The organism is Sphingobium xenophagum (genome assembly GCF_031457465.1).
Taxonomy (GTDB): Bacteria; Pseudomonadota; Alphaproteobacteria; order Sphingomonadales; family Sphingomonadaceae; genus Sphingobium; species Sphingobium xenophagum_A.
The window spans coordinates 23,414-48,308 of sequence record NZ_JAVDWV010000011.1 but is presented as its reverse complement, the minus strand read 5'-3'; the positions used below and the strand labels follow the sequence as shown (position 1 = coordinate 48,308).

At 59.6% G+C, this 24,895-nt stretch carries 20 protein-coding genes; 17 read left to right on the top strand and 3 right to left on the bottom strand.

What is annotated here, in order from left to right; all coding sequences use genetic code 11:
• Positions 1–25: 25 nt before the first annotated feature.
• From mobA to J2W40_RS12640, 3 genes are all read left to right on the top strand, one after another.
• On the top strand, positions 26–622 hold the full coding sequence (gene mobA / locus J2W40_RS20595) for a molybdenum cofactor guanylyltransferase (protein WP_409050370.1): 597 nt from the start codon (positions 26–28) through the stop codon (positions 620–622).
• Entirely contained in the window at positions 508–1,812 is a 1,305-nt protein-coding gene (locus tag J2W40_RS12645; RefSeq protein WP_409050369.1) for a molybdopterin molybdotransferase MoeA, read from the top strand. The genes mobA and J2W40_RS12645 overlap by 115 nt, the downstream gene beginning before the upstream one ends.
• Positions 1,813–2,381: 569 nt before the next feature.
• Positions 2,382–2,792: a beta/alpha barrel domain-containing protein gene (locus J2W40_RS12640; RefSeq protein ID WP_310225280.1), complete on the top strand. Its 411-nt coding sequence runs from the start codon at positions 2,382–2,384 to the stop codon at positions 2,790–2,792.
• Between the two features lie 45 nt (positions 2,793–2,837).
• On the opposite strand, the gene J2W40_RS12635 is transcribed toward J2W40_RS12640, so the two are convergent.
• Positions 2,838–3,491, bottom strand: coding sequence for a TetR/AcrR family transcriptional regulator (locus tag J2W40_RS12635; RefSeq protein WP_310225279.1), 654 nt, complete (start codon positions 3,489–3,491; stop codon positions 2,838–2,840).
• Between the two features lie 255 nt (positions 3,492–3,746).
• Here J2W40_RS12635 and J2W40_RS12630 point away from each other — a divergent pair, with 255 nt between their 5' ends.
• Genes J2W40_RS12630 through J2W40_RS12620 form a run of 3 tightly spaced genes read left to right on the top strand, consistent with a single transcriptional unit; the run spans position 3,747 to position 7,602 of the window.
• The gene (locus J2W40_RS12630) at positions 3,747–4,292 is read left to right on the top strand and encodes a 2Fe-2S iron-sulfur cluster-binding protein (protein WP_310225278.1); all 546 of its coding nucleotides are present in this window, start codon (positions 3,747–3,749) and stop codon (positions 4,290–4,292) included.
• On the top strand, positions 4,289–5,275 hold the full coding sequence (locus J2W40_RS12625) for an FAD binding domain-containing protein (protein WP_310225277.1): 987 nt from the start codon (positions 4,289–4,291) through the stop codon (positions 5,273–5,275). Before J2W40_RS12630 ends, J2W40_RS12625 begins: the two co-directional genes overlap by 4 nt.
• A complete protein-coding gene (locus J2W40_RS12620) occupies positions 5,272–7,602 on the top strand; it encodes a xanthine dehydrogenase family protein molybdopterin-binding subunit (RefSeq protein ID WP_310225276.1) in 2,331 nt (776 codons plus the stop codon). The genes J2W40_RS12625 and J2W40_RS12620 overlap by 4 nt, the downstream gene beginning before the upstream one ends.
• 125 nt (positions 7,603–7,727) lie before the next feature.
• Here the strand turns inward: J2W40_RS12620 and J2W40_RS12615 are convergent, their stop codons facing one another.
• On the bottom strand, positions 7,728–7,976 hold the full coding sequence (locus J2W40_RS12615) for a hypothetical protein (RefSeq protein WP_310225275.1): 249 nt from the start codon (positions 7,974–7,976) through the stop codon (positions 7,728–7,730).
• Positions 7,977–8,355: 379 nt separating this feature from the next.
• On the opposite strand from J2W40_RS12615, the gene J2W40_RS12610 reads away from it, so the two are divergent.
• The 7 genes from J2W40_RS12610 to J2W40_RS12580 all read left to right on the top strand — a co-directional run bounded on the left by J2W40_RS12610 (position 8,356) and on the right by J2W40_RS12580 (position 17,221).
• The gene (locus J2W40_RS12610; protein ID WP_310225274.1) at positions 8,356–8,847 is read left to right on the top strand and encodes a hypothetical protein; all 492 of its coding nucleotides are present in this window, start codon (positions 8,356–8,358) and stop codon (positions 8,845–8,847) included.
• Positions 8,848–9,121: 274 nt separating this feature from the next.
• Complete coding sequence (locus tag J2W40_RS12605; protein ID WP_310225270.1) at positions 9,122–10,660, top strand: aldehyde dehydrogenase family protein; 1,539 nt, start codon at positions 9,122–9,124, stop codon at positions 10,658–10,660.
• Positions 10,661–10,904: 244 nt separating this feature from the next.
• Positions 10,905–11,498, top strand: coding sequence for a VOC family protein (locus J2W40_RS12600; RefSeq protein WP_310225268.1), 594 nt, complete (start codon positions 10,905–10,907; stop codon positions 11,496–11,498).
• A 1-nt stretch (position 11,499) separates the two neighbouring features.
• Complete coding sequence (locus tag J2W40_RS12595) at positions 11,500–12,135, top strand: glutathione S-transferase family protein (protein WP_310225266.1); 636 nt, start codon at positions 11,500–11,502, stop codon at positions 12,133–12,135.
• Between the two features lie 208 nt (positions 12,136–12,343).
• Entirely contained in the window at positions 12,344–13,093 is a 750-nt protein-coding gene (locus tag J2W40_RS12590) for a fumarylacetoacetate hydrolase family protein (RefSeq protein WP_310225264.1), read from the top strand.
• A gap of 20 nt (positions 13,094–13,113) precedes the next feature.
• Complete coding sequence (locus tag J2W40_RS12585; RefSeq protein WP_310225262.1) at positions 13,114–15,396, top strand: TonB-dependent receptor; 2,283 nt, start codon at positions 13,114–13,116, stop codon at positions 15,394–15,396.
• The gene (locus J2W40_RS12580) at positions 15,287–17,221 is read left to right on the top strand and encodes an FAD-dependent monooxygenase (RefSeq protein ID WP_310225260.1); all 1,935 of its coding nucleotides are present in this window, start codon (positions 15,287–15,289) and stop codon (positions 17,219–17,221) included. Before J2W40_RS12585 ends, J2W40_RS12580 begins: the two co-directional genes overlap by 110 nt.
• 243 nt (positions 17,222–17,464) lie before the next feature.
• Here J2W40_RS12580 and J2W40_RS12575 read toward each other — a convergent pair whose 3' ends face one another.
• Positions 17,465–18,391 carry a LysR substrate-binding domain-containing protein gene (locus J2W40_RS12575; RefSeq protein WP_310225258.1) on the bottom strand — a complete coding sequence of 309 codons (927 nt, stop codon included), beginning with the start codon at positions 18,389–18,391 and terminating at the stop codon, positions 17,465–17,467.
• A gap of 320 nt (positions 18,392–18,711) precedes the next feature.
• On the opposite strand from J2W40_RS12575, the gene J2W40_RS12570 reads away from it, so the two are divergent.
• From J2W40_RS12570 to J2W40_RS12555, 4 genes are all read left to right on the top strand, one after another.
• On the top strand, positions 18,712–20,364 hold the full coding sequence (locus J2W40_RS12570; RefSeq protein WP_310225256.1) for an FAD-dependent monooxygenase: 1,653 nt from the start codon (positions 18,712–18,714) through the stop codon (positions 20,362–20,364).
• A gap of 39 nt (positions 20,365–20,403) precedes the next feature.
• Complete coding sequence (locus J2W40_RS12565; protein WP_310225254.1) at positions 20,404–21,141, top strand: SDR family NAD(P)-dependent oxidoreductase; 738 nt, start codon at positions 20,404–20,406, stop codon at positions 21,139–21,141.
• 62 nt (positions 21,142–21,203) lie between these two features.
• Positions 21,204–23,222: an acetoacetate--CoA ligase gene (locus J2W40_RS12560; protein WP_310225252.1), complete on the top strand. Its 2,019-nt coding sequence runs from the start codon at positions 21,204–21,206 to the stop codon at positions 23,220–23,222.
• A 73-nt stretch (positions 23,223–23,295) separates the two neighbouring features.
• The gene (locus J2W40_RS12555; RefSeq protein ID WP_310225247.1) at positions 23,296–24,729 is read left to right on the top strand and encodes a sulfatase-like hydrolase/transferase; all 1,434 of its coding nucleotides are present in this window, start codon (positions 23,296–23,298) and stop codon (positions 24,727–24,729) included.
• The last annotated feature ends 166 nt before the right edge of the window (positions 24,730–24,895 follow it).

Genomic DNA, 24,895 nt, shown 5'->3' with positions numbered 1-24,895 from the left:
ATCAGGATCTTATGAAAGATCGCTCATGAGGTCGGATTCTCCCGCTTGGTCGGATCCATATCAGATAGTCGCGGGGGATGTGCTTGGGGCTGTTCTTGCTGGTGGTCGGTCGCGCAGGTTCGGTAGTGACAAAGCTGTCGCGCTTGCGCTTGATAAGCCGCTGATCTCACACGCAATCGACGCGTTAAGGGCGATCCATCTTGCAGTCGTCATATGCGGTTGTGAGTGGAAGCCTCATGTCTGTTTGACAGATCGTGCGCAGGGCGGACAAGGGCCGCTGGCAGGCCTCAACAGTGCGCTTCACCACGCCCGCAATAGTGGGGTCAGCTGGGTGCTCTCCCTGCCGTGTGACGCTCCCTTCGTTGCACTCGGGACACTCGAGCAGCTTGCGCGTTCGGCCGAGGCCAGCTTCATGGAAAGCCAACCGGTGATGGGTCTGTGGCCGAGTTCCGAAGCAGATCAACTCGACGAGTGGCTCGCCGTGGAAGCCGACAATTCAATGCGCGCATGGGCAAATTCAATTTTCGCGCTCCCTCGCTTCCGGGGCATCGGAGTCGTCAACTTCTACTATACAGACGAACTTGCCACCTGGATTTCAGCTCTCAATCGAGAAGAGTCTTGAGCCGGGATCGGCGATCTTTCGCTCAGGCCATGCAGATGATTGGCGACATGGTCCGCCCGGGTGCGCCCGAGCGCATCGCGGTCCAAGAAGCGATTAATCGGTTTACCGCTGAGCCCGTATTGGCCGCCCGCGATTGGCCGCCTTTCGATATGTCTGCCATGGACGGCTATGCGATCGGAGAAGAGACTCTGGGGGAAGCCGACCAAGGCATGCTGTGGATCGGCGCGCCTCAATATGCCGGAGCTCCTGCGCAACAGCTCGCGCCGGGTGAGGCGAGGCCAATCGCGACAGGCGCCGCCGTACCTGCAAACGCTTCCGCGATCCTAGTTAGGGAGCGTGCAACAATCGTTCGACACCATCTTCAACGACCCGAGGCGCTCGTGGCGGGCGCCAATATTAGACGCCAAGGTGAAGATGCTCGGGCAGGCGACAAATTGTTGGAACCGGGGCGCTGCATCAGCCCGGCCCTGATCGGAGCGTTATGCGCTTATGGCGTGGTTTCCATGCAAGTGTGCCGCCGCCCGAGAGTGGCCATCTTGGCCCTGGGTGACGAGCTAAAGTCCGTCGGCAACACGCTTGATACGTCGATCGTCGACTCCAATGGACCAATGATTTCGGCGCTGCTTGGCAATGCAGGCTGCGACGTCACACTGCTTGGCTCCATTCGCGACGAGGAGTTCGCTATTGCCAGTGCATTTGAGCAGCTGCTGCGCAGTCAGTTCGAATTTATCGTCACAACGGGAGGCGCATCTGTCGGGGATCGCGACCTCTTGCGGCCAGCGGTCGAACGTGTTGGTGGTGACGTGCAGTTCCACGGCGTTCACATGCGGCCAGGCAAGCCTGTTCTGTTCGCGACACATCCCGATGGGGCCACTTTCTTCGGCCTGCCGGGCAATCCCGTTGCAGCACTCGTCGGTGCTCGCTTTTTTGTCATGCGGGCGATCCGTGCGAGGCTAGGACTGGACGCGGAGCGGCCTACCCGAACATTTGATGAGATCCCCGAAGCTGGTCCAACTAGGATTTTGAAAGCCATGACGCGCGAAGGCTCTACTGACGATTGCGTGGAGATTCTGCCGGCTCAGCAGTCGCATATGCTTCGCCCTCTTCTCTCCGCAAATGCCTGGGTAATTCGCGGCGGCGAGGAGCCCTCCACGCTTTTTCCGCTGTTCGACACCCTCAACGAACATTGATCCGAAATCGGCATTCGCCGCCTAGAGTCCGTTTGAGAATACCAAGGGCAGACGATTTTACGCAGCATAAGGTTGCCGTGTGCGACGTGCATCATGGCGTCGGAGACTTCGAGACGCTGTTCGTAGTCGTGAACCAAGTGCTTCTGTAGGGTCATCCCGCCGAAGTTGCGCTCGACGATCCAGCGACGGGGCAGCAGCTTGAAGCCGGGCTGCTTGGGGTCCAACATGGTGAGCAAGAAAATGCTGTTGTTGAAGGCGCACATCGATCTGGCCACCGAACCGAACGTCGATGTATGGTTTTACCGAACTCGGGGGCCTTGTTGCTGGAGCAAGCGCAGTCGTCATCGGCCCCACCCGATTGGCCTGATTTCAGTAGCCGTCGCAACGACGCTCGGCGCCAGTCGGTTCATACTTATTGGTACGCGCGCAGAACGGCTGGCGATCAACTCGAAACTAGGTGCGGACGTCATAATTGACGGTCGTGATGGCAGGCCTTCTACTACAAGCCCGTCACGGATGGGGGGTCGCCTCCTATCGGTACGCTTGCTTAGAAAACGGCCGCCGAAGCATTGCTGCTATATCTCTACAACTTCCCAGCGCTCAGCGGCATCACCTACGGTCCGTCGCTTGTCTCGTTGCTTCTGCAGCGTTTCGGTCAGCGGATCGCAGGGCTGAAGAACGCGTCTGGAGATCTTTCCTTGCCCGGGCGGTCGCTGGCTCTCGCGGGACCTCCGTGTCTTCTCGTCAAACGAGCCTACGTTAAGCGAAGCATGGGCGAATGCTTCGCCAGCTGTATCTCGGCCGCCGCCAACCTCAACGTGCTCGACTGCGCCGCTGTTTATCATCAAGGCGATAGCGAAGCGCTCGAGCGCGCGGTCCGGGTTCAAGCGTTGTTCGACGGCTTGCCGCTGGTCCCCAGGATCAAGTCCGTTCTTGCCACAAAGTGCGACATTCCGGCCGCTGGCACCATAGGCCCGTGAGACGCGTCGACGCACATGGATCGTCTGTCCTACGGAACAAAAAGTTCAAAGGCGTCCGGCGTGATACTGCACCGCTGCAGCCTTAAGGCCCGCAAGAGCGAAGCTGTGCATGTGGTCGAGTAGCTTATCAGGGGAAAGTCGCGGCCTATCCTGAGCGACTATTGCGGTCCCGGACAAAATCAACATCAGGCAGGGCGCGACTGAACAAAGCAGAGAATGAAAAAGCAGAGGCTCCTCGTATGGTATACCCGTTATCTCACTGATGATCACGACTGCGGAATCAAGGCTCGGCGTTAACCCTTCTATCTTCAGCACGTTAAAGTGCGACGACGGCGAGATCATCTCCCTCATAAGTACCTTGATGCTCCAATTCTTCGCGTCGCCGCCGTTGAACAGGATGATCTCAAGCAACTCCCTCAGTTTCTCGCCAGGCGGGATTTTCTTGGTCGAGATCTCTTCCAGCGCCTCAAGTCGGACGAGACGTCGATGGGCTTCGACTAGGACCGCGCGGTAGAGCCCATCACGGCTGCCAAAATGATAATTGATCGAAGCCAAATCGACCCCGGCGTGGGCGGCGATCGCCTTCCCTGTGGTCTCAGCATAGCCCAAGTCGGCAATGAGTGCGCCCGCACTTTCCAAGAGACGCGTACGGGTCGCCTCCCCATCTGAGCGAAGCGGTCGCCTCGGTGTAACGATCATGAGCACTCCCCCAAGATTCCCACTTGCAACCTAAAGCCCATTTAGTCTAAATTCAATTTGGACTAAATGCTGACCACATGAGCTTCCGGAATGTTTGGGGTTGCAAGGTCGTCGTCCCGAGCTTGTGTTCGCTTTAGCGGCCTGTCGCGTACGGCGAAGGCGCTGACAAAGACAAGCCTAAATTAACGGCATGTACTACCCGCCGGCGCCGGCGACGACCGTCTCGGGTTCACCAACGCATTGAACGGAATTGCCATGCGCTTCATCATCAATGAAAATATAGTCGAGGCGGACATCGATCTGCGTCTGTCATTGCTCGATCTTTTGCGTGATCAGCTGGGTCTGAGCGGAACCAAGAAGGGCTGTAACCAAGGCGCCTGTGGCGCCTGCACCGTGCTGGTCGATGGCGAGCGTATTGTTTCCTGCCTCGCGCTAGCTATCCAATATGAAGGGCGACAGGTAACGACCATCGAGGGTCTATCCAACTCTTCGCGCCTGCATCCACTCCAGTCGGCATTCATCGAGCATGAAGGATTTCAGTGCGGCTATTGCACGCCGGGCCAGATCTGCTCGGCGGTGGGCATGGCTGCCGAACTGCAGCGGGGACTGCCAAGCCATGTGACCAAGGATTTGAACGCGACGACAATGGTGCCAAGCCGAGAAGAATACGCCGAGCGCATGAGCGGCAATCTCTGCCGGTGCGGCGCATATAACGGCATCATTTCCGCGATCGATGAGATCTACGGGGCAAGCGGAGATCGCGACGTTGCGCGGTCCGCCACGCTGGAGTGTGTCGCATGACTCCTTTCAGCTTCGCGCGCGCCGGCGACGTCGGCGACGCTGTTCGCCTGGCGGCAACTCAGGGCGCCCGCTATCTCGGCGGGGGCACCAACCTCGTCGATCTGATGCGCGAGACGATCGAGCGTCCTGCCACCCTCGTGGACGTGACAGGTCTTTCGCAAACGATAGAGGAGCGTGCCGACGGCAGCCTGCTTATCGGTGCGGCGGCTCGCAACACGGCCGTCGCGGAGCATACCAGCGTGCGCGCGCGCTATCCCGTCCTGGCACGGGCCATCCTCTCGGGCGCCTCGGGTCAGATCCGGAATATGGCCACGGTCGGCGGCAATATCCTTCAGCGGACGCGATGCGCTTACTTTTACGATACGGACGGAGCGCGTTGCAACAAGCGCAGCCCTGGTGACGGTTGCGACGCCGTCGGCGGCCTCAATCGCGCGCACGCCATTCTGGGAGCTTCCCCTTTCTGTGTTGCAACCCATCCGTCGGATATGTGTGTTGCGCTCGCCGCCCTCGATGCGGTCGTCTGTCTTGAGGGGGCCGACGGGTCGCGCAGGCTACCGCTGGTCGACCTCTATCGCATGCCCGAAGAACGACCGGATATCGAGACAGCGCTCGCGCCCGACGAACTTATCATCGCCCTGGAGATCCCAGCCTCGCCCCCGTCCACCCGATCCACCTATCGCAAGGTGCGGGACCGGGCGAGCTACGCGTTCGCCCTGGTCTCGGTCGGCGCATCGCTTCTGTTAGAGGGCGATCGCATTGCCGATGTCCGCATCGCGCTTGGCGGTGTAGCGCACAAGCCGTGGCGCGCCCGTAGCGCGGAAAAATTGCTGCGCGGCGCCCGTGCAGACGACGAGATGTTCCGCCACGCCGCGCGCGCTGAACTCGCGGCGGCGACCCCCCTCGCTCACAATGCCTTCAAGGTGGAGCTCGCCGAGCGCACCATGACTGCGGTGCTCCGCGACCTCGCGGAAGATGTCGCATGAGCATCATAAACGATGCGGCCGAGGCTGCGAAGAGCCTCGCGTTCAAGGTCATGAAAAAGGCGGTCGAAAACGCACCCGATCGCTGGATGCCGGGCGGGACGCCCGATCCGCTGATCCGGCGACAGCACGGGCAAATCGGCCGCCCGATTTCTCGAATCGACGGCCCCCTGAAGGTAGAGGGCTCAGCGCGCTTCGCTGCGGAGGTCGCGCTCGATAACATGACCTATGCGGCGATCGCCTTTTCCACGATCGCGAGGGGACGGATCGCTTCGCTCGACGTCGGCGACGCTGAAGCCGCGCCCGGTGTCGTTCTCGTGATGAGCTACCGCAACGCGCCGCGCATGAAGCCGATGCAGGCTCTTGGGAGCAGCGAGATGGCCCTGAGCGGAGACGATCTGCCCGTCATGCAGGACGACGTCATCCACTGGAACGGCCAACCTGTGGCGGTTGTGCTCGCGGAAACCCAGGAACAGGCCGACTATGCCAGATCGCTCATCCGCATCGGTTACGAGATCTGGCCCTCGACAACCGCTTTCGAAGTAGCGAAGGCCGCCGGCACGGAGACCGGCTTTTTCCTGGGCCAACCGCTTCACGTAAAGGTGGGCGACGCCGAGTCGGCACTTGCAGCGGCCCCGTTTAGGGTGGATGGTCTCTACCGGACACCCCGGCACAGTCATGCGGCGATCGAGCCTCACGCCACGACGGTCGCGTGGAACGAGGACGCACTTGTCGTGCATGACGCGACCCAAGGGGTGACGCACACGGCATGGCAGCTGTCCCGTGTCTTCGGCATTCCCCAGGAAAAGGTGCACGTCACCTCTCCTTATGTCGGGGGCGGGTTCGGTTCGAAGGGTCTCTGGCAACATCAGGTGCTCGGTGCAGCGGCGGCCAAGCTGGCTCGTCGTCCTGTCCGGATCACGCTCTCTCGCGAAGGTGTCTTCCGAATTGTGGGCGTCCGCAGCCCGACAGAACAGCGTGTCGCGATCGGCGCCGACGAGCGCGGTTGCTTCACCGCCATCGTCCACACCGGCACTGCCTTAATGACCCCGCACAACTTCATGCCGGAGCCGTTCATCGCCGGGACCGGTAACAGCTATGCCGCTGAGACATTCAAGCTGGACGTGCAAATCGCGCGGATCAACTCGGTCGCTAGCACCTTCATGCGCGGGCCTGGCGAAGCGGTCGGCACCTTCGCACTGGAATGCGCGGTGGACGAACTCGCCGAGCTCATAGGGCTCGATCCGATCGAGTTGCGCATCAGGAACGAACCCGAGCGCAACCCCACGGATGGCAGGCCCTTCTCGTCCCGCAACATCGTCGAGGCGTACCGCGCGGGCGCCGAGCGGTTCGGATGGTCCACCCGGCAGGCGCCAGGCACGCGCCGCGAAGGCGAATGGCTGGTCGGACTGGGCTGCGCGACCGGCACCTACCCATATTACAGGATGCCGGGCGGTGTGGCCCGCCTGACCATAGACCGTGACGGCTGTGTCCGCGCATCGGTGGCGGCGCATGAGATGGGAATGGGCACGGCGACGGCGCACACGCAGGTCGTAGCGGACCGAATGGGCCTCCCTCTCGACAAGATCACCGTCGAGTATGGCGACTCCATACTGCCGGGTGTGTTCCTGGCCGGTGGCTCCCAGCAGACCGCAGCGATCGGGGCCGCGATCATCGCGGCCCACCGCACGCTGGTCGCGAAGCTGATCAGGCTCGCCGGAAACGATTCACCCATCGCCGGCCTCAGACCGGATGAGGTCACGGGCCTCGATGGAGGTCTTGCCAAGCTCGACGACGCGGAGCGCCGGGAGAGCTATGCGTCGATACTCGCCCGTGCGAAGTTGCCGGAGCTGACGGTCGAAGCCAAGGCGCCGCTTCCACTTGAGATGCTGCACTGGTCGATGCATTCCCAAGCCGCGATGTTCTGTGAGGCACGGGTGAACGCGGTGACGGGCGAAACCCGCATCGCCCGTTTCCTGGGATCGTTCGACTGCGGGCGCATCGTCAATCCCAAGACGGCAGCTAGTCAGTTCCGCGGAGGGATCATCATGGGCCTGGGCCTCGCGCTGATGGAAGAGACCGCCTTCGACGAGCGCACCGGACGGGTGATGAGCCCCAGCCTCGCGGAGTATCACGTTCCGGCGCATCTAGACGTGCCACCGATCGATGTGATGTGGACGGATATACCCGATCCGCACACCCCGATGGGCGCCAGAGGCATTGGCGAGATCGGGATCACTGGCACCGGCGCGGCGGTCGCTAACGCGATTTACAATGCCACCGGCAAACGAATCCGGGACCTCCCTATCACGCTCGACAAGCTATTGTAAATTATAGCCATGGGCTGGACGGGTCAGTGCGGATGTCATCGCTGCGGCAAATTTACACTGGGCGAGTAAAATAGTTCTCAGGCACATGGTCCGGCTAATCGACCTGATGCTTCACTACCGTCGGCCTATGCGCGAAATTTTCGATCCTCACTCTCGGCCTTGTGGAAAGCGCGCCGAGTAGAATTAACCAGCAGAATCGCCAGCAGACCCGAAAGCACCGCTAGTATGCCGATCGCCGAGCCGCTGATAGATAGCCGGCCAGCAATGATGGGAACAAGAGCCGGCGCAAGGCCAAATCCCATGAGGTATATTATGAAACACACCACAGCAGACGCCCGGCCGCGCATGTGCGCCGGCACGTAGAGCTGCACCATCAAGGTGGGTCCCCGTTGCGCCCACGAGGAACTTGAAGCCAGCGAAACCGAGAAGTGTGATTGGCAAGTTGAGGCCCAAGCCGGCGAGGCCGCCGCATACTATGCATCCGAACATCGTGCCGAGCAGTAGATTGACGAAGGCATCGATACGGCCATCGCGGATACGCGGGTGGATCAGCGCAGGCAGAAGCAATGTGCCCGCGCCCCCACGAATCCAGTAGCCAGAGGCCACCTGGCTCATTCCAAAATTACGGACGAGAAAGACGTTGTTTGGCTTCATGGCGATAGTCGTCCATTGGCTCGACGGCGGCGGCAGTGCCGTTGAATCCGAACCGCTGACCGCGACCGCAATAGTTTAGGAAGCGTGCCGTATCGCTGCTTGAAGTTCCTGCGCGGTGGCGAACGCGATGAAGCGCTGTTCCCGACGATCGAGGCGAACATCCGATTTCCGCGCGAGTTGATTGGCGTTGTCACTAAGCAACTCGCCGGCTGCCTCTCCAGCGCGAAGATGGTGCGCGCACTGATCGACCGCTATGGGATTAATACAGCCCGCCAACCCGGCGACCGGCTGGTAGTCCATTCAGGCGGTGGCTATGGCCCTCTTCTAAGCGATCCGCGGATGCGATCAGCGCCGACCTGCGTGACGGCTACGTCACACCCGAAGGTGCGCGCGATCACGATGGCTTTGTCGCGCATGACGGATGAGACCCGAGCGCTTCATGACCACTGGGCTGTTCCGGTTCGAGGGCACGCCGCGGTGCGAACTACCTCGTCTTTCGCCTCGACATCGAGCCTGATCATTCGTCCAGAGGCGGGTGTCGAACCCCGCGTTGTTAGGCATCATCGCGTGCGCCTTCTAAGCCGGAGGTAATGTGTTCACGGTAGTGTCGATCGCGGCACCTTCTTGGCGGCAGTCGGGTCGGACTGGAAGATCCTGCCCTTCACTTCTACTCCAAGCGAGCCGGGTCGGATGCCCACGATACGAACGTCAGCATCCAAAGCTCGGACCGGGTGTACGCTGACATGATATAGGTCTCGATGCCCAATAGCTATCACCTTGTAATTTTCGCATCTCGGAAGCGCGGGGCTACCAGTCCAGATCGTGACGATGAGTGGCACCCGGATGCCCGAGAAGGAGAGAATGCGTGGAATTGACGTTGGAGACGACACGGGAGGCGGCCGAGCGGACGCGTACGGGCAAGGTGTACGGGCACTTCATCGACGGCCAGTGGGTTGAAAGCGACAGCGGAGAAACAATCCCCCAGGAGAATCCTGCGACGCACGAAGTGCTCGCTCATATTCAAGCGGGCAATGCCGTCGATGTGAACCGCGCCGTCGAAGCGGCCGCTCGTGCCTTTCCAAAGTGGTCCCAGTCGCCGGCCATTCAGCGCCAGTTTATGCTCCGAGCCATCGCGGCGCGCATCCGCGAGCGGCAGTTCGATTATGCGATGATGGAGACGTTGAACAACGGAAAGCCGATTTCCGACGCCTATTCGCACGACATTCCCGGAGCAATGGGCCAGTTCGAATATTTCTCCGGTGCTGCATTTCATATCTATGGGCAGACGCACGACTTCCCCGATGCGACAGCGCTCGTCCATCGCGAGGCAATCGGTGTCGTCGCGCAGATCATCCCCTGGAATGCACCTCTGATGATGGCGGCAATCAAACTGGCCCCTGCCCTCGCGGCCGGGTGCACGATTGTTCTGAAGCCGGCAGAGGTCGCTTGCCTCTCGGTGATGGCGTTTATTGAAGATATCGCTGATATCGTGCCGCCCGGGGTGATCAATGTCGTCACCGGCTATGGCAGCGTGGTCGGCGAGCCTCTCGTTTCGCATCCGAAGGTGCGGAAAGTCGCGTTCACCGGCTCCCGTCCGACAGCGCAAAAAATTATCGGCTATGCGGCGAAGAACATCATTCCGCAGACGATGGAGTTGGGCGGTAAATCCGCGAACATCATCTGCGAGGATGCCGACATCGAGGCCGCAGCGCAGTCGGCGGTGATCACGACGGTCTTCAACAAGGGTGAGGTATGCGTGGCCGGGACGCGCGTCTTCGTCCACGAAAAGGTCGAGGACAAGTTTCTCGAAGCGTTCGCGCGAAGGCTCGCAGCAGTCCGCCAAGGCGACCCGGTAGATCCCGCGACCCAGCTTGGGGCGATGGCATCGAAGGCGCAGTTCGATAAAGTTAGCGGCTATCTCGAGCTAGGTGCGCAAGAGGGAGCGCGCGCATTCTTTGGCGGCAAGCCGGCCCGTATCCAGGGATTGGAAGATGGTTACTTCATCGAGCCGACGATCTTTAGCGATGTGCGCAACGACATGCGGATTGCTCAAGAAGAGATATTTGGTCCGGTCACTTCCGTTATCCGTTGGAAGGATGAAGACGAGATGCTCAAGCTCGTCAATGGCGTCGAATATGGCCTCGCAGGTGGCCTCTGGACTCAGGACCTGACCCGTGCGCATCGCATTTCACGCGCGATGGAGACCGGGGTCGTTTGGGTCAATCGCTATTACAATTTCAAGCCCGGCCTACCTGGCGGCGGCTACAAGCAAAGTGGTTTCGGGCGGGAAATGGCGCTGGCCACGCTCGACCACTACACGGTCACGAAATCAGTCGTGATCAACCTCGCCCCGAATGATGTCGGCGAAAATTTCGTTGTTGCCGCCCCTAACGCAACCACATGAGCGCAACGCATAACCGCTCAGGCGTCAACGCCCATCCCGCCTCCCCTATCGGTAGCAATCGGCGTGGGACCATCGCCAAATGACGGGGGACAGGACTCCGTCGAAAGCGAGCGCTCAGATGGTGGCATCGGAGACGAGACTCCGTAGTCAGCCAGCAGGATCCAACCAAGAACAATGGGAGCCGTTAATGTCAAAGGGGGAGCCACAATCGTCACAGGAAGGCGACAAGGTCAGGCCAGCCAAGTTGGCTCACATCGTCTTTCGCACGAATCGTCCTCAAGAACTTATCGCTTGGTATCGCAACGTTCTGCAGGCAGAGGTGGCGCTCGCGAACGATATGGTCTCGTTTCTCACCTATGATGACGAGCATCATCGCATTGCCATCGCTATGCTCCCAGGGTTGGTCGAACGCCCGGCGATGGCAGTCGGCGTTGAGCATGTTGCGTTTACCTATGGGTCTGCGGAGGATTTATTCCAGACCTATGGCCGCCTTAAGGCGGACGGCATCGAACCATATTGGACGGTCAACCACGGGCCAACGCTGTCATTCTATTACCGAGATCCGGATCTAAACCAGATCGAACTGCAGATTGATCTGCATGGCGACGCGGCAGAGACCAACGAGTGGTTCGAGCACAGTGACTTCAGCGTGAACCCTATCGGCGTGCGCATTGACGCCGACGATATCATTCGTCGCTATCGCTCGGGTGAAAATCCAGAACAGCTTTTCGCGCGCCCCGTGATCGCGCCCGAGGAGATCGCCGCGCAACTTCCGGTGCCCGACGGCGGACCGCTCAGCCTGAAGACGCCGAGTGATCTCAGCGTGGGGAATCACTAAAATGCTTAAACTGTACCATTCTCCGCTGGCCTGCTCGCTTGCAGCGCGAATCGCGCTGGCGGAGTCGGGCCTGCCTCATGAGATAAAGCTTGTTCGCGTGTCGGCCGGAGAGAACCGGACCGATGAGTACCTCGCAGTAAATCCGTCCGGCAAGGTGCCCGCACTGGTTGCCCCCGAAGGTTTCCTCACCGAGCTTGTTGCCATTCTCATATACATTGCTGACCGCGTTCCGGATAAGCGCTTGCTGCCGGACGCCGGCACGTTCGATCGAGCGACTGCACAGTCTCGCCTTTCCTATTTTTCGACTGCGCTACACGACGCCTATCGCCCGCTCGTCAGGCCCAAAGTCGGTTGTGACACGGAAGTCGCCCGGCAAGGCGCCTTTGCACATCTGAACAAGATCCTGAGCGACGTAAACCGTATGATGACGGGGCGCACCTTCGTGCTGAACGACTTCAGCCTGTGCGATGTCTTCCTGCTGGTGTTGCTCACATGGAGACGCTCGCCCGTGTTGGCGGGTCAGCTGGCCGAGTTCCCCGAACTGGATCGCTTTCAAGCAGGCCTTCTACAGCGCGATCGTTATGCGGAGATTTTCGCCGAGGAAATGGCCATGCTGTTCGGGAACGGTCAGCAGTGACCTCGCCCGCTCCCTCCTTCCTGCGCCCCACCCCTTATTGGGATCGGCCTGCCGTCGCGATAGCGACAGTGTCGGGTGAGCGCAGCATGGCGCCCGAGGTCTGCCTGTGAAACTGGTCCGATATAGCAATGGCGACCGACCAGCCCTGGGAAGCGTATCGGGCGATTATGTCGTCCCGCTCGCGCCGATTGGGGCGCGATACAGCACCATGCTGGAGCTGATCGCGGGTGGCTCAGCCGCGCTCGAGATTGCGCACGAGGTTTCGGCGAAGGGCGACGGGGCCTTTCCGTTGGCTTCGGCGGCATTGCTTTGCCCGATCGAACGTCCTGGAAAATATCTTGCGATTGGAATGAATTATCGCAAGCATATCGAAGAGGCCGAGCGGCTAGGGCTGGCGGCCCCAACAAACCAGGTCTGGTTCAACAAGCAAACGTCTTGTCTTTCCGGTCCTTTCGACGACATCGTCGCCGGTGTCACCAATAGCCTCGACTATGAAGTCGAACTGGCCGTAATTATCGGTCGACCGGCAAAAGCGGTCCTCGAAGACGAAGCGTTGGACTATGTTTTCGGCTACACGGTGGCAAATGATTTGTCAGCCCGAGACTGGCAGCGCCACTCGACCACATTCACCATCGCCAAGTCCTTCGACACGTATGGCCCGATCGGGCCGTGCATCGTCACGGCCGACGAAATATCAGACCCGCACGCACTTGACGTCCGCACGTTTGTGAACGGCGAACTTCGACAGTCGGCCAGCACCAGCGACCTTCTTTACTCAATCTGGCAGCAGATCGCTTATTTGTCCGCCGGCGTCACCCTTGAACCCGGCGACATCTTGGCGACTGGCACGCCGTCGGGTGTCGGGGTCGGCATGAGCCCACCGCAGTTCCTAAAGACGGGCGATGAAGTCCGCTGTGAGATCGATCAGATAGGGACGATCATCAATCGAGTTCGATAAAGTCAAATGGGGAGGATTAAATGAAAAAAGCGCGTTTCCTGGCGATCGCTTTGAGCACGTCATCATCATTACTATTTCCGCATGCCGCTTCGGCTCAGCAGACTACGTCGCCTGACGCGACGGTGCCTGCGCAGGCCGCCAGCGAGGCCGCCGGGATCAACGATATTGTCGTTACGGCGCAGCGCCGTGCGGAGAACCTTCAAAAGTCGTCGCTTTCGATCAGCGTTTTGACCGCTGAACAGATCGGCCGGCAAGGCGTTTCCCGGACGGAGGACATCGCCCGGATCGCTCCGGGCGTCCAGATTGGCACTTCAGGCGCGATTCCGCAGATCTATGTGCGCGGTGTCGGCGATCCCAGCCAAACCGCACTCAGCAATCCGGCGATTGCGCTCAACATTGGCGGGGTCAATTATGCGCGACCCCAGGCCGCCGGCACGGCGTTCTACGATCTGGAGCGGATCGAGGTCCTGAAGGGGCCTCAGGGCACGCTGTATGGCCGCAACTCTAGCGGCGGCGCGGTCAATGTCCTGCCCACAAGGCCCAAGCTCGGAACGCTTGAAGGCCTCGTGAATATCGAGGCCGGCAACTATCAAGCGATCTCGTCCGACGGTGCCATAAACCTGCCGCTTGGAGACACTGTCGCGCTCCGCGCTTCTTACCTGCTTCGCACTCGTGACGGCTATTTGTCCGACGGCAGCAGCGACGACAAGCGCCAGGCTGTAAGGCTGCAACTGTTGTTCGAGCCTAGCGACGCGGTGTCGGTCCTCCTGTTCGGCGCCTATGCGCACATGGGCGGGATCGGCAACGGCTATGCGCTCTACGACCCGAAGGGTAACCCCCTCCGCACACCGCCACGCCCATCGATCGGGTCGTTCGATCCCTGGACCAGCGCGACCGATGCACGTGGTGCAGCGATCCTGGCAACGGGAGCTCCCCCGCCGGTGCTGACTGCGCCGGACCCCAACGGTCTTTATCAAAATAACGAATTCTGGAACTTCCAAGGGGAACTCAACGCCGATCTTGGCTTCGCGAAGCTCACCTTCATCCCGTCCTATCAGAGAAGCACGATCGACTATAAGATCTTCTCGTCGATAAACTTTCAAGTGCGAGAAGATGCCGGGCGGGGACGACCTGAAAGTTCGAAAGCCTATTCGGGCGAACTTCGCCTATCGAACGAGAGCGATTGGCTGAAGTGGGTCGTCGGTGGTTTCTACTACAACGAAAAGCAACATTATGTGGTCACGGCCAATCAAGGCCTGCTCCAAAATGTATCTCTCTCGGCAGACCTGCAAACCGAGAGCGCAGCCGCCTTTGGACAGGCGACCGCCTCGGTAAGCAATACGATACGGCTGATCGGTGGACTTCGCTACACCGAAGAGAAGCGTAATTTGGCTGGTACGCGGACGTCAAACCTTCCGGTTCCCGGCACGAATCCGCTTCCCGTGAACGGTATCGCCAAATCTAGCAGCGTTGATTTCAAGGTCGGCTTCGAGTTCGACCTAGCGCCGCAGAACATGCTTTATGGAAACTACACAACTGGCTTCAAGGCCGGCGGCGTCTCTCCTGCGGTCGCCCCGCCCTACCAGCCGGAACGGGTCAAAACCTTCACGCTCGGTATGCGCAACCGGTTTTTCGATAACAAGCTGCAGGTCAATGTCGAAGGGTTCTACCTTGAATACAAAAACCAGCAGGTACAGTCCGTCGCCCCGGACAATCTGGGCATTCTTTCGGGCTTGATCTACAATGCAGGACAAGCAAAATCCTACGGTGCCGAAGGCAGCGTCGTATTTCAGGCAACGTCGAATGACAATTTGTCGGCCAGTCTCGTGTATAACAAGACGCGCTATGACAGTTTCATCTATCAGACGCCGCAGTTTGCTCTGCCCTCCGGGAAAACTGGATGCGTTGTCACCCCGGCAAGCCCGCCTTTCGCTCAGGTCGACTGCTCGGGTCAGAGCCTTCCGCTTGCTCCAAAATGGACCGGCAATGTGGCTTACAGCCATGTGTTCGATCTGGACACCAATGGGACGCTGACGTTCAACGGCGACATGCAGTTCGCTTCGGAACGCGAGGCGTCGGCAGACTTCATTCCGAACACCCGGTTGCCTGCCTATCAGGTGTTCAATGCGGCACTGACTTACGCGTTGCCCGGCGACACGCTGTCGGTTACAGGCTTCGTGCGCAATATCAGCAATGAGCCGGTCTATTTGGCCGCTTTCCAGAACAGCTTCGTTCCCTCGTTCGTGGGCGTCTCGATTGCCCCGCCACGCACTTATGGACTGCGGCTATCCTATCGCTACTGACAAGTTGGTCAGAGCGCTTCACGAGTCCGAGGGCTTAATCATGTCTGATCGGAACTCGGTTCTCATAGTGGGGGCCGGTCCTACCGGCCTTTCGGCAGCGATCATGCTTCGCCTTAGAGGTTATGATCCGGTGGTCCTGGACCGCCGCGCAGGTCTGGCAAACCTGCCTGCCGCCCATGTTCTCAACACGCGCTCGTGCGAAGTCTTGGCGGAGATGGGTGCAGTCGATGCGGCCATCGCCGCCGGTGAGCCGTTGTCAGCCAGCGACAGCGGGCTTGTTGTGTGGACCGAGAGCTTATCGCACCGTGAATATGGTCGCCTGCACGTTCCCGCGGCGCCTGACGATGACAGGGGTCCGTTGAGTGCCTTCGGTTCCCTAAACATCGCGCCGAATCGCCTCGAGGCGCTGCTCTACGATCGCCTTGTTAGTTTGGGCGGGACGGTGAGCTTTGGGGAACAGGTGCTCGGTGTCAAGCAAACCAAGGAGGGCGCGGAAGTTGAAATTCGCTCCGTGGCAGAAGGAAAAGGTCGAAAGGAGGCTTATGGCTGGGTGATTGGCTGTGACGGCGCGGGCAGCATCGTTCGGAAATCGATCGGCATCGAAATGGAGGGGCCGCGCACTCTCGCTCGCTTCATGACCATCTATTTTCGCGCGGACCTGGATCATTTCGTAGAGGGACGTCGAGCAATCCTTTATTGGGTCGGCGGTAAGGATGTCAGGGGCGTCCTGATCAATTTCGAAAAGGCAACGGGTACCTGGGCGATGCTGGTTCCCATCGCGGACCTGCCGATGGAAACATTCGATGCTGACGCAAGCCGGAGGATCCTGCACAAGGCGATCGGCAGCGAAGATGTCGCCATCGACATATTTGCGGTCAGCGACTGGAACATGAGCGCGCAGGTAGCGACCGCATATCGGGCGGGACATGTACTTCTGGCGGGAGATGCTTGCCACCGCTTCCCCCCGACTGGCGGCCTCGGTATGAACACGGGCATCCAAGACGCGCATAATCTCGTTTGGAAGCTCTCCGCGGTAATCGAACAGCGCGCGCCCGCGACTTTGCTCGACAGCTACGAGCAAGAACGCCGGCCGATCGCCCAACGCAACACCGATCAGAGCGTGCGCAACCTGATGAAAATGGGGATGATTGACGAAGCTCTTGGCATAGCTACATTGGCGCCGGTGCTGTCAGACGCCGGCATAGGCCCGATCGACTCCTATCCCTCAGGCGCACTCCGCATCGATGAAGGTCACGCAGAGGCGGCAACGCATCGTGCCGCAGTTCAGCACGCTATCGACGCGCAAGCCGAGCATTTCGCGCAAGGGGCCGGCATGGACCTGGGTTTTTCATACACGACGGGGGCGTTGATACCCGACGGCTCGCCGCCGCCGTCAACGGACACGCTGAGTTACCGCCCCGATGCGCATCCTGGCGCCCGGCTTCCATACGCAGCCGTTAGCGGACGGTTCGAGGATTCTACGCTTGGTCATATCCTTTCCGAAGGAGTGACTTTGTTTGCTGCAGATGATCGCTGGTCCGCCATCGCGCGCGAGGTGTCTATCGACACTGGCGTGCCGATTCATGCAGTTGCGGCTGACGCGGCGCGTTTTGGAGAGCGGATCAAGGATCTCCTCGGGATCGGGCCAGGGGGCGTGGTTGCCGTCCGGCCGGACGGCCATGTGTTGTGGCGCAGTGCTAAATGGCTTGAGGGTGGTTTGGCGGAGCTTCGGCACGCGGTGCAAGTCAGTCACGGCCGGGGCGTTGACGCTGATTTCATCGCTGGCACCGGCAAGATCACTGCCGGTGCGCAGCAGGACATTTAAACGTCGCGGTGCATGGATCAGAACCGTGGCTCTTGACCGGTAACCCTAAGCGATAGCGATTGCCGCTACGCACGACTGCTTGGCCAGGCAACAGGACAACAAGCACACAGCCTGAAACGAGGCAGCGCATTCTCGTAGGATGAAAACCATGCTGCGGGGCCTTGCCAGCCCGGTGCTGCCGGATAGCCAGCCATTAGTTCAATCTGCAACGTCGGTTTCCGAACCGAACGCCACATTGCGAGATCAAGCCGCCACGTTGGCGCTCCGTTGCAACCGGTAGTTCAGTCCCGCTTTCTGGATCATATCGTACACAGCCTCGGCCAGTGGCGTCAGCGGCAGACCCCCTCGCCGAATAACGCAGATGGGGGCAGCGTGCAGCGCTGTCTTGAGAGGAATGATCTCGACGCCAAAGTTCCTTTCTGCAAGGTCGAGCCATTGTGCCGGGAAGACCGAGAGCATGTCGGAATTCGCGACCGTCAGAAGCGTCATGATGGTCGAGCGAGCCTGCACAGCAATGTTAGGTGGCGGCAGATCCGCGCGTTCGAAAATCGCCTCGAATTCAATTTCGTCGCGTCGGACGGCAAAACTGGGGCGCACCCATCGCGCGTCCCGAAGCATCTCTAAGCTAGTCGATCCCGCAAGCGGATGCCCACTCCGCCCAACGACAACTCGCCGGTTTTCGAACAATGTCTCAACTTGCAGAGCCGTGGTCGTGATCTCTTTTAGATATGGACCAACAAAGAAATCGACCGCGCCCTCGATGATTTCCGACTCGATTGGCTCCAACAGCGACTCGGTCAACTTGAGCGTGGCCCTGGGAAATTTCCGTTCAAACGTCCCAAGGACACTTGGGAGGAGGGCAATTGCTGCCGCCGGCGACATCGCTATCGATACTTCTCCCGTCAGTTCTCCTCGGGCCTGCGCTAATTCCTCCTGAATCTTGCGCAGCTCGTTTTGAATGGCTTTCGCTCGCCGAATGAAGATTCTACCCAACTCGGTGGGCATTGCGCCACTGACTGTACGTGTAAACAGCTCGAGGCCGAGTTCGTTCTCGGCGTCGCGGATGCTACGCGTTATCGTGGGTTGAGTGATACCGATCTTCCGGCTCGCACTACGTAAGCTCCCGGTCTCGGCGACAGCCAAAATGTCGCGGATATTGCTAAGCTTCATTCTTCTAAACCTCTTCCAAGTGACCCCTGGCATCAAGGCTTGCTCGTCCCGCCGCCATTGATGGTGATGCCTATGAGCTATCAAGGCCCACTTTAAGCATCTTCCGACCGCGTGCGCAATTTCAGTATCGAGATCGCCACGGGCCAGAAAATGGTGGAGCCGGTAACGCTTACCGGATGAGGGGGAACGGATGTCTACGATCGGCATTTCAACGATATATCTATCGGCCGCTAGCGGCTCTGGATCGCCGCAACCTCCGGTTGGCGAGAGGCCGGTACAAGCCATTCATCCGACGGTGGGTGCTAGCAGCGAGCCACACGATGCGCGCTGAGCTCCAAGATAAGTTTCCTATTGTCATAGTGGGCTCTGGCCCAACCGGACTTGCGCTGGCGATTGAACTAGGCACTCGCGACGTGCCTTGTATCATACTCGAACGCGAGCAACGCCGGGGTCACGCACCGCGTGCCAAGACCACCAACGTACGCACGCGCGAGATCATGCGCCGCTGGGGGATTTCCGATGCATTGGCGCAGGCTTCGCCCTTCGGCGTAGACTACCCAAGCCACATCCATTTTGTAACGCGGATGGATGGCTACGGCCTGGCCCGCTTCGAGCATGCCGCGAACTGCGCGCCGGCCCGCGATGACCGATACTCCGAGCACGGGCAATGGATCCCGCAATACAAGCTCGAAGCCGTTCTGTTCGAGAAAGCAAGGCAGCTTCCCTCCATCGAGTTTCTATTTGCGACCGAGTTCATCGGTCTCGTCCAAGGCGAGGATGGCGTTGATGTTCAGGTACGCAACCACGCGACAGGGTCGTCCGATACCATCCGGGCAAGTTTCCTGATCGGCGCAGATGGCCCGCGGAGCAGCGTCAGAGAGGCCATAGGTGCCCGCATGGACGGCACCTATGGCTTGTCCCGGAATTACAATGTCATTTTCCGTGCTCCCGGCTTGGCGGAAGCGCATCCGCATGGGCCGGGCATAATGTATTGGCTCATCAATCCCGACGCACCCAGCGTGGTCGGCCCGATGGACGACGATGACCGGTGGTTCTTCGGGCCGATGGGCCTTCCGGCCGATTTGACACTTACAGACGATGAAATGGTCGTGCTAATCAAGCGCTCGACCGGCGTGGATTTGCCCTACGAAATACTCAGCTCGGACGTGTGGATAGCCAGTCGCCTACTCGCGGACCGGTACCGAGTGGGACGTGTGTTCCTGGCGGGAGACGCCTGCCATCTCCACCCACCCTTTGGAGGCTATGGAATGAATATGGGCGTAGCGGACGCCCTGGACCTAGGCTGGAAGCTCGCTGCGACGGTGGAAGGCTGGGGAGGTTCGGAACTCCTCGATAGTTATGAAGCCGAGCGGCGACCGGTCCACCACATCGTGATGGACGAGGCCGAGAATAATCACAAAGTGGCACCGAACCAGCTGATGCGCCATGGGATCGAGGAGCCTACGGCCGAGGGCGAATCAATTCGCGCAGAGGTCTCGGAGCTCATCGCGCGGACGAAAAAGCAGGAATTCCATACGCTCGGGATCGTACTGGGCCTGCGCTATCTCGCGTCGCCGATCATCGTCCCAGACGGCACTGAGAAGGACTGGGTGCCCAACAGGGACTATGTTCCTAGTGCAGCGCCTGGGTGCCTCGCACCGCATAGCTGGTTGGCCGATGGCCGATCCCTTTACGACCTTTTCGGTGCGGGCTTCACGCTCCTCGCTTTCGATGGCGTTGAGCAGGCTTACATTGACCGTGCAGGCGCAGAGGCTGCGGAGCTGCAAGTACCTTTGGAGGTGGTTCGCATCGGCGATGTCGAGCTGGCCCGCGTTTACGAGCGTAAAATGGCATTAATAAGGCCCGATCAACATATCGCATGGCGCGGTGACGTCTGGCCCGACGACCATCTTTTCAGGACCGTCACTGGCTTCGGCACGGCGATCGCCAATCTCGCCGAGATGGATAGCTGATGGTTCCTGGCTACTACCAACACGAGGAAACTTGATCCCATGGCCGAGACCCACGAAGGGCGAGTCGCGATCGTCACCGGCGCAGCAGGCGGAATCGGCCGCGCTATCAGCGAACATCTCGCGCGCCGCGGAGCGAAGGTCGTCCTAGTGGACAAGGATGATCCATCGCAAACTCAGGCCGCGGTTGGAGGTGAGGCGATGACGGCCGTGTTCGACGTCACCTCGAGCACGAAATGGGCAGAACTCGTTACTGCCGTGATCGACGCTTATGGCCGGGTCGACATCCTGATCAACAATGCTGGCGTCATGCCGATTGTGCCGATCGACGAAACCGATCTCGATCTTTGGCGCAACACGTTTGCGATTAACCTCGAAGCGCATTTCATCGCCGCAAAGAGCGTCATCGGTATCATGCGAACCCAGAAGTACGGCCGCATCATCAGCCTGTCGTCGAACACGATTGGGGCATCCTACCCGGGCATGTGTGCATATATGGCGAGTAAAATGGGCGTGATCGGCTTCGTCCGGGGGCTGGCCAACGACCTGGGCAACGACGGCATCACGGTCAACGCCGTTATGCCGGGATTAACCAATACGCCTGGCACTGCCGCCGCATCGGACACCATGCGGATCGAGGTCGCAAACGCCCAACCGATCAAGCGGCTCGGAGAACCGGAGGACGTCGCGGGTCCGGTATCCTTCCTCGCCAGCGAGGAAGCGCGTCACATAACGGGGCAAGTCCTGGTCGTGGACGGGGGCATGTACAAGATCTCCTGACGTGCGGCGTACAAACATAACGACGCAATGCTGGGAGCCATAAAGGGAAAGAGGCCGTTTCAATGGTTGTTGAGGGAGAATTGCTTTGGCGGCCTAGTGCCGCCTTTGCCAAGCGGTCAAATATTAGTCGCTTTCAGGCGTGGCTCCTGAACCACCGTGGTCTGGTCTTCGATGACTACGAGGCGCTTTGGCAATGGTCAGTAGATGACTTAGAAGCGTTCTGGAGTGCGATGTGGGAATATTTTGACGTTTGCTCTGATGTACCTTATGAGTCCGTGCTGCAGGGCGAGGGTGTTTCCGGTGTCCGCTGGTTCACCGGCGCCCGCGTCAATTACGCGGAACATCTGCTACGATACGAAGCGGAGGCAGCTTCGAATGAAATTGCTTTCTATCATTCCGCTGAGACGCGTCCGCTCGATACGCTGACCTGGCACGAGGTCGGCGACCGCGTTCGACGATTGGCGACCGGATTGCGCGAACTCGGCATACGACCGGGCGATAGCGTCGTTTCCTACATGCCCAACGTTTGGGAAACTGCCGTGGCGATGCTGGCCTGCATTTCGATCGGCGCGGTCTGGTCAGCAGCCGCACCGGAATTTGGCGCGAAAACCATCCTCGATCGTTTTCGTCAGATATCTCCCAAACTTATCTTCGTCACCGATGGATATAGCTTCGGCGGACGCATCTTCGACAGGGACGAAGAGGTGGCCGAGATCGTCGAAGGACTGCCCAGCCTCGAAACCGTCGTCCGGCTAGACTTTTTGGGCTTGTCCAAGCGCAACCTGCCAGTGCGGACGATGGAATACGCCGCGTTGATAGATCGGCCAACGATCGCGCGCGAGGAATTCGCCTTTGAGAGAGTGGCCAGCGATCACCCGCTGTGGGTGCTTTTCTCCTCCGGGACCACGGGCCTACCTAAGGCAATCGTGCACGGTCATGCCGGCATGATCGTCGAGCATTACAAGGTGATCATGTTGCATTGCAACCTTAGCTGTTCGACTACGATGTTCTTCTATTCCACTACCGGATGGATGATGTGGAACATTGTGGTGGCGGCGCTTATCGCTGGCAGCTCAGCAGTGTTGTACGACGGCAGCCCTACACATGGTGGGGTCGATATGCTCTGGCGCATGGCTGCCGACAGCCGCACAACTTTTTTTGGGGCCAGTCCGACACTCGTTCAAATCATGGAGAAGGAGGGCGTCCGGCCCCGGGAGCGTTTTGACCTGTCTGCTCTGGAAGCGGTGATGGTCGGGGGCTCGCCTTCCACGCCCGCCACCTTTGCCTGGTTCTACGAAAATGTGAAACGGGATTTGTGGCTCACCTCGCAGTCCGGCGGGACCGAATTTTGCAGCGGCCTCGCCACTGGCGTTCCTACGCTGCCGGTTCGGGCAGGTGAAATTCAGGCCCGCGCACTGGGCACGGATCTGGCAGTCTGGGATGACGATCGGCAGTCTCTGCTCGATCGAACAGGCGAACTGGTGGTGCTAAAGCCAATGCCTTCGATGCCACTATATTTCTGGGGCGACGAAGGCGGTACGCTTTACCATGACAGCTATTTTTCCGCCATTCCAGGGGTTTGGCGACATGGCGACCTCGCCAAGATCACGCGAGAAGGCGGCGTATATGTTTACGGCCGCTCGGACTCGACATTGAACCGACACGGCGTCCGTATCGGAAGCGCCGAGATCTACAGTGTGCTCGAGCAGGTGGCTGGCATCCGCGACAGCTTGGTGATTTGCTGCGAATTGCCGGATGGCAATTACTATATGCCCCTCTTCGTGCAATTGGCAGTCGGCGTCAGCCCCGAGGACGTCACGGCGCAGGTCATCGCACGCGCCCTGCGCGAGGAGGCTTCTCCGCGACACGTGCCCGACGAAGTCTATTATGTGCCGGAAATTCCCTACACGCTTACGGGGAAGAAGATGGAGGTGCCTGTCCGCAAGCTCATGATGGGCGCCGCAGCCAATGTCGTCGCTAGCCGCGATGCGATGGCCAATCCGACCGCCCTCGACTGGTTTGCGGCCTTTTCGGCGCAACCGGAAATCAAGGTCAAGATGCAATCAAGAACCTTGGCCTGATCGCGTAAGCGCCGATACCGCTGCTGGCGACGGGCATCACAGCGCTTATAACCCCATCTGAGAAAGGGTTACGATGAATGATAGATTTGAAGGCTTTTCGCGGCGCGGACTGCTAGGCACCGGCATCTCGGCGGCGGTGACGGCATCGACCGGATTTGGGAGCGCCTTTGCAGCATCCCAGCGGCGCAAGCCCAACTTTATCTTTATCTTAGCGGACGATATGGGGGCCTTCGACCTGTCGTGCTATGGTCGTACCGACTACACGACGCCGCACATCGACAGCCTTGCGCAAGAGGGCATGAAGTTCAACTTTGGCTATGCCAACTCGAGTTCCTGTGCGCCGACGCGCGTGGCGCTGTTCTCGGGCCGGTACCAGAACCGCCTGCCAATCGGGACTGGCGAAGGCGGCGGATATCCGAGTGCTACGCTCGGTTACCCGGCTTCACTGCCTTCGCTGGCCAGCGTCCTAAAGAGCGCAGGATATCGAACGGCGCTTGTTGGCAAATGGGATTTGGGCGAATTGCCGGGCTTCGGCCCGAATAAGAGCGGGTATGACGAATTCTTCGGGCTGATGGGTGGAGGTATCTCCTACTCGACGCATGACCTAGGCAAATTTTGGACCCACGCCCCGGACAAGGCGACGGACCCTGATGGGCGTGACCCAGATCTCTATGAAAACGAGCGTCCCGTAGACGTCGAGGGCTATGCCACGGATCTCTTCACAGACCGGGCTTGCGATTTCATCAAGCGCAATGCGAGGCAGCCATTTCTGCTGTCCTTGCACTACAATGCGCCCCACTGGCCGTGGGAGACACGGTCCGATCGCGGCCTGCCGCGGATGTCAGACGCTCATTTCGACGGCGGTTCGCCGGCGATTTATGGCGAAATGGTTAGGGCTATGGATGACGGCGTGGGGCGTGTACTTGCCCTGCTGCGACGCCTCGATCTATCTCGCGATACTGTGATCGTGTTTACGAGCGACAATGGCGGGGAACGCTTTTCGAAAATGTGGCCGTTACGCGGTGCGAAAGGTGATCTGTGGGAGGGCGGCACCCGTGTGCCTCTCCTTGTCAGCTGGCCCGGCGCGATCAAGCGCGGATCGCGGTCAAACCAGGTCGCTATGTCGATGGATTTTCTCCCGACATTCGCCTCACTGGCTGGCGCCTTCACCAACCCAACCTTGCCTTCGGACGGGATAGACCTCTCGCCGCAGCTGTTCGGGGCCAAGCCGGTCGACCGGGTCGTCTACTGGAAGACCCCGGGTGAAATGCTTTCCGCCCTAGCCTACCCTTGGAAATATCTTAAGATCGAAAAACGAGAATTTCTGTACAACCTCGCCGAAGATGAGACCGAACACGCCAACTATAAGCGACGCAATGCTGCCATGTTCGCCGATCTTAAGGCAAAGGCAGAAGTATTCTTTAGCAGCATGCTTGAGAGCATGCGAGGTTTGCCGCCAGCTGTATTACAATCCTTGGAGGCACTGGATCCGGTGAAGCTGCCCTAGGGTCCAAACCCAATCAGCCGCTTGAAAATCCGCGTGCACATTGATTCAGGGAGTCTTCGCTGAGGCAGAAGGCTTTGAGAATGTCGCGTTCATTGTTCTGGTTAACCGTTCAAGCTCAAGTTGCCAAGCCGCATTTGCCGAAAAACCAGCCCGGAGCGCAACGGGT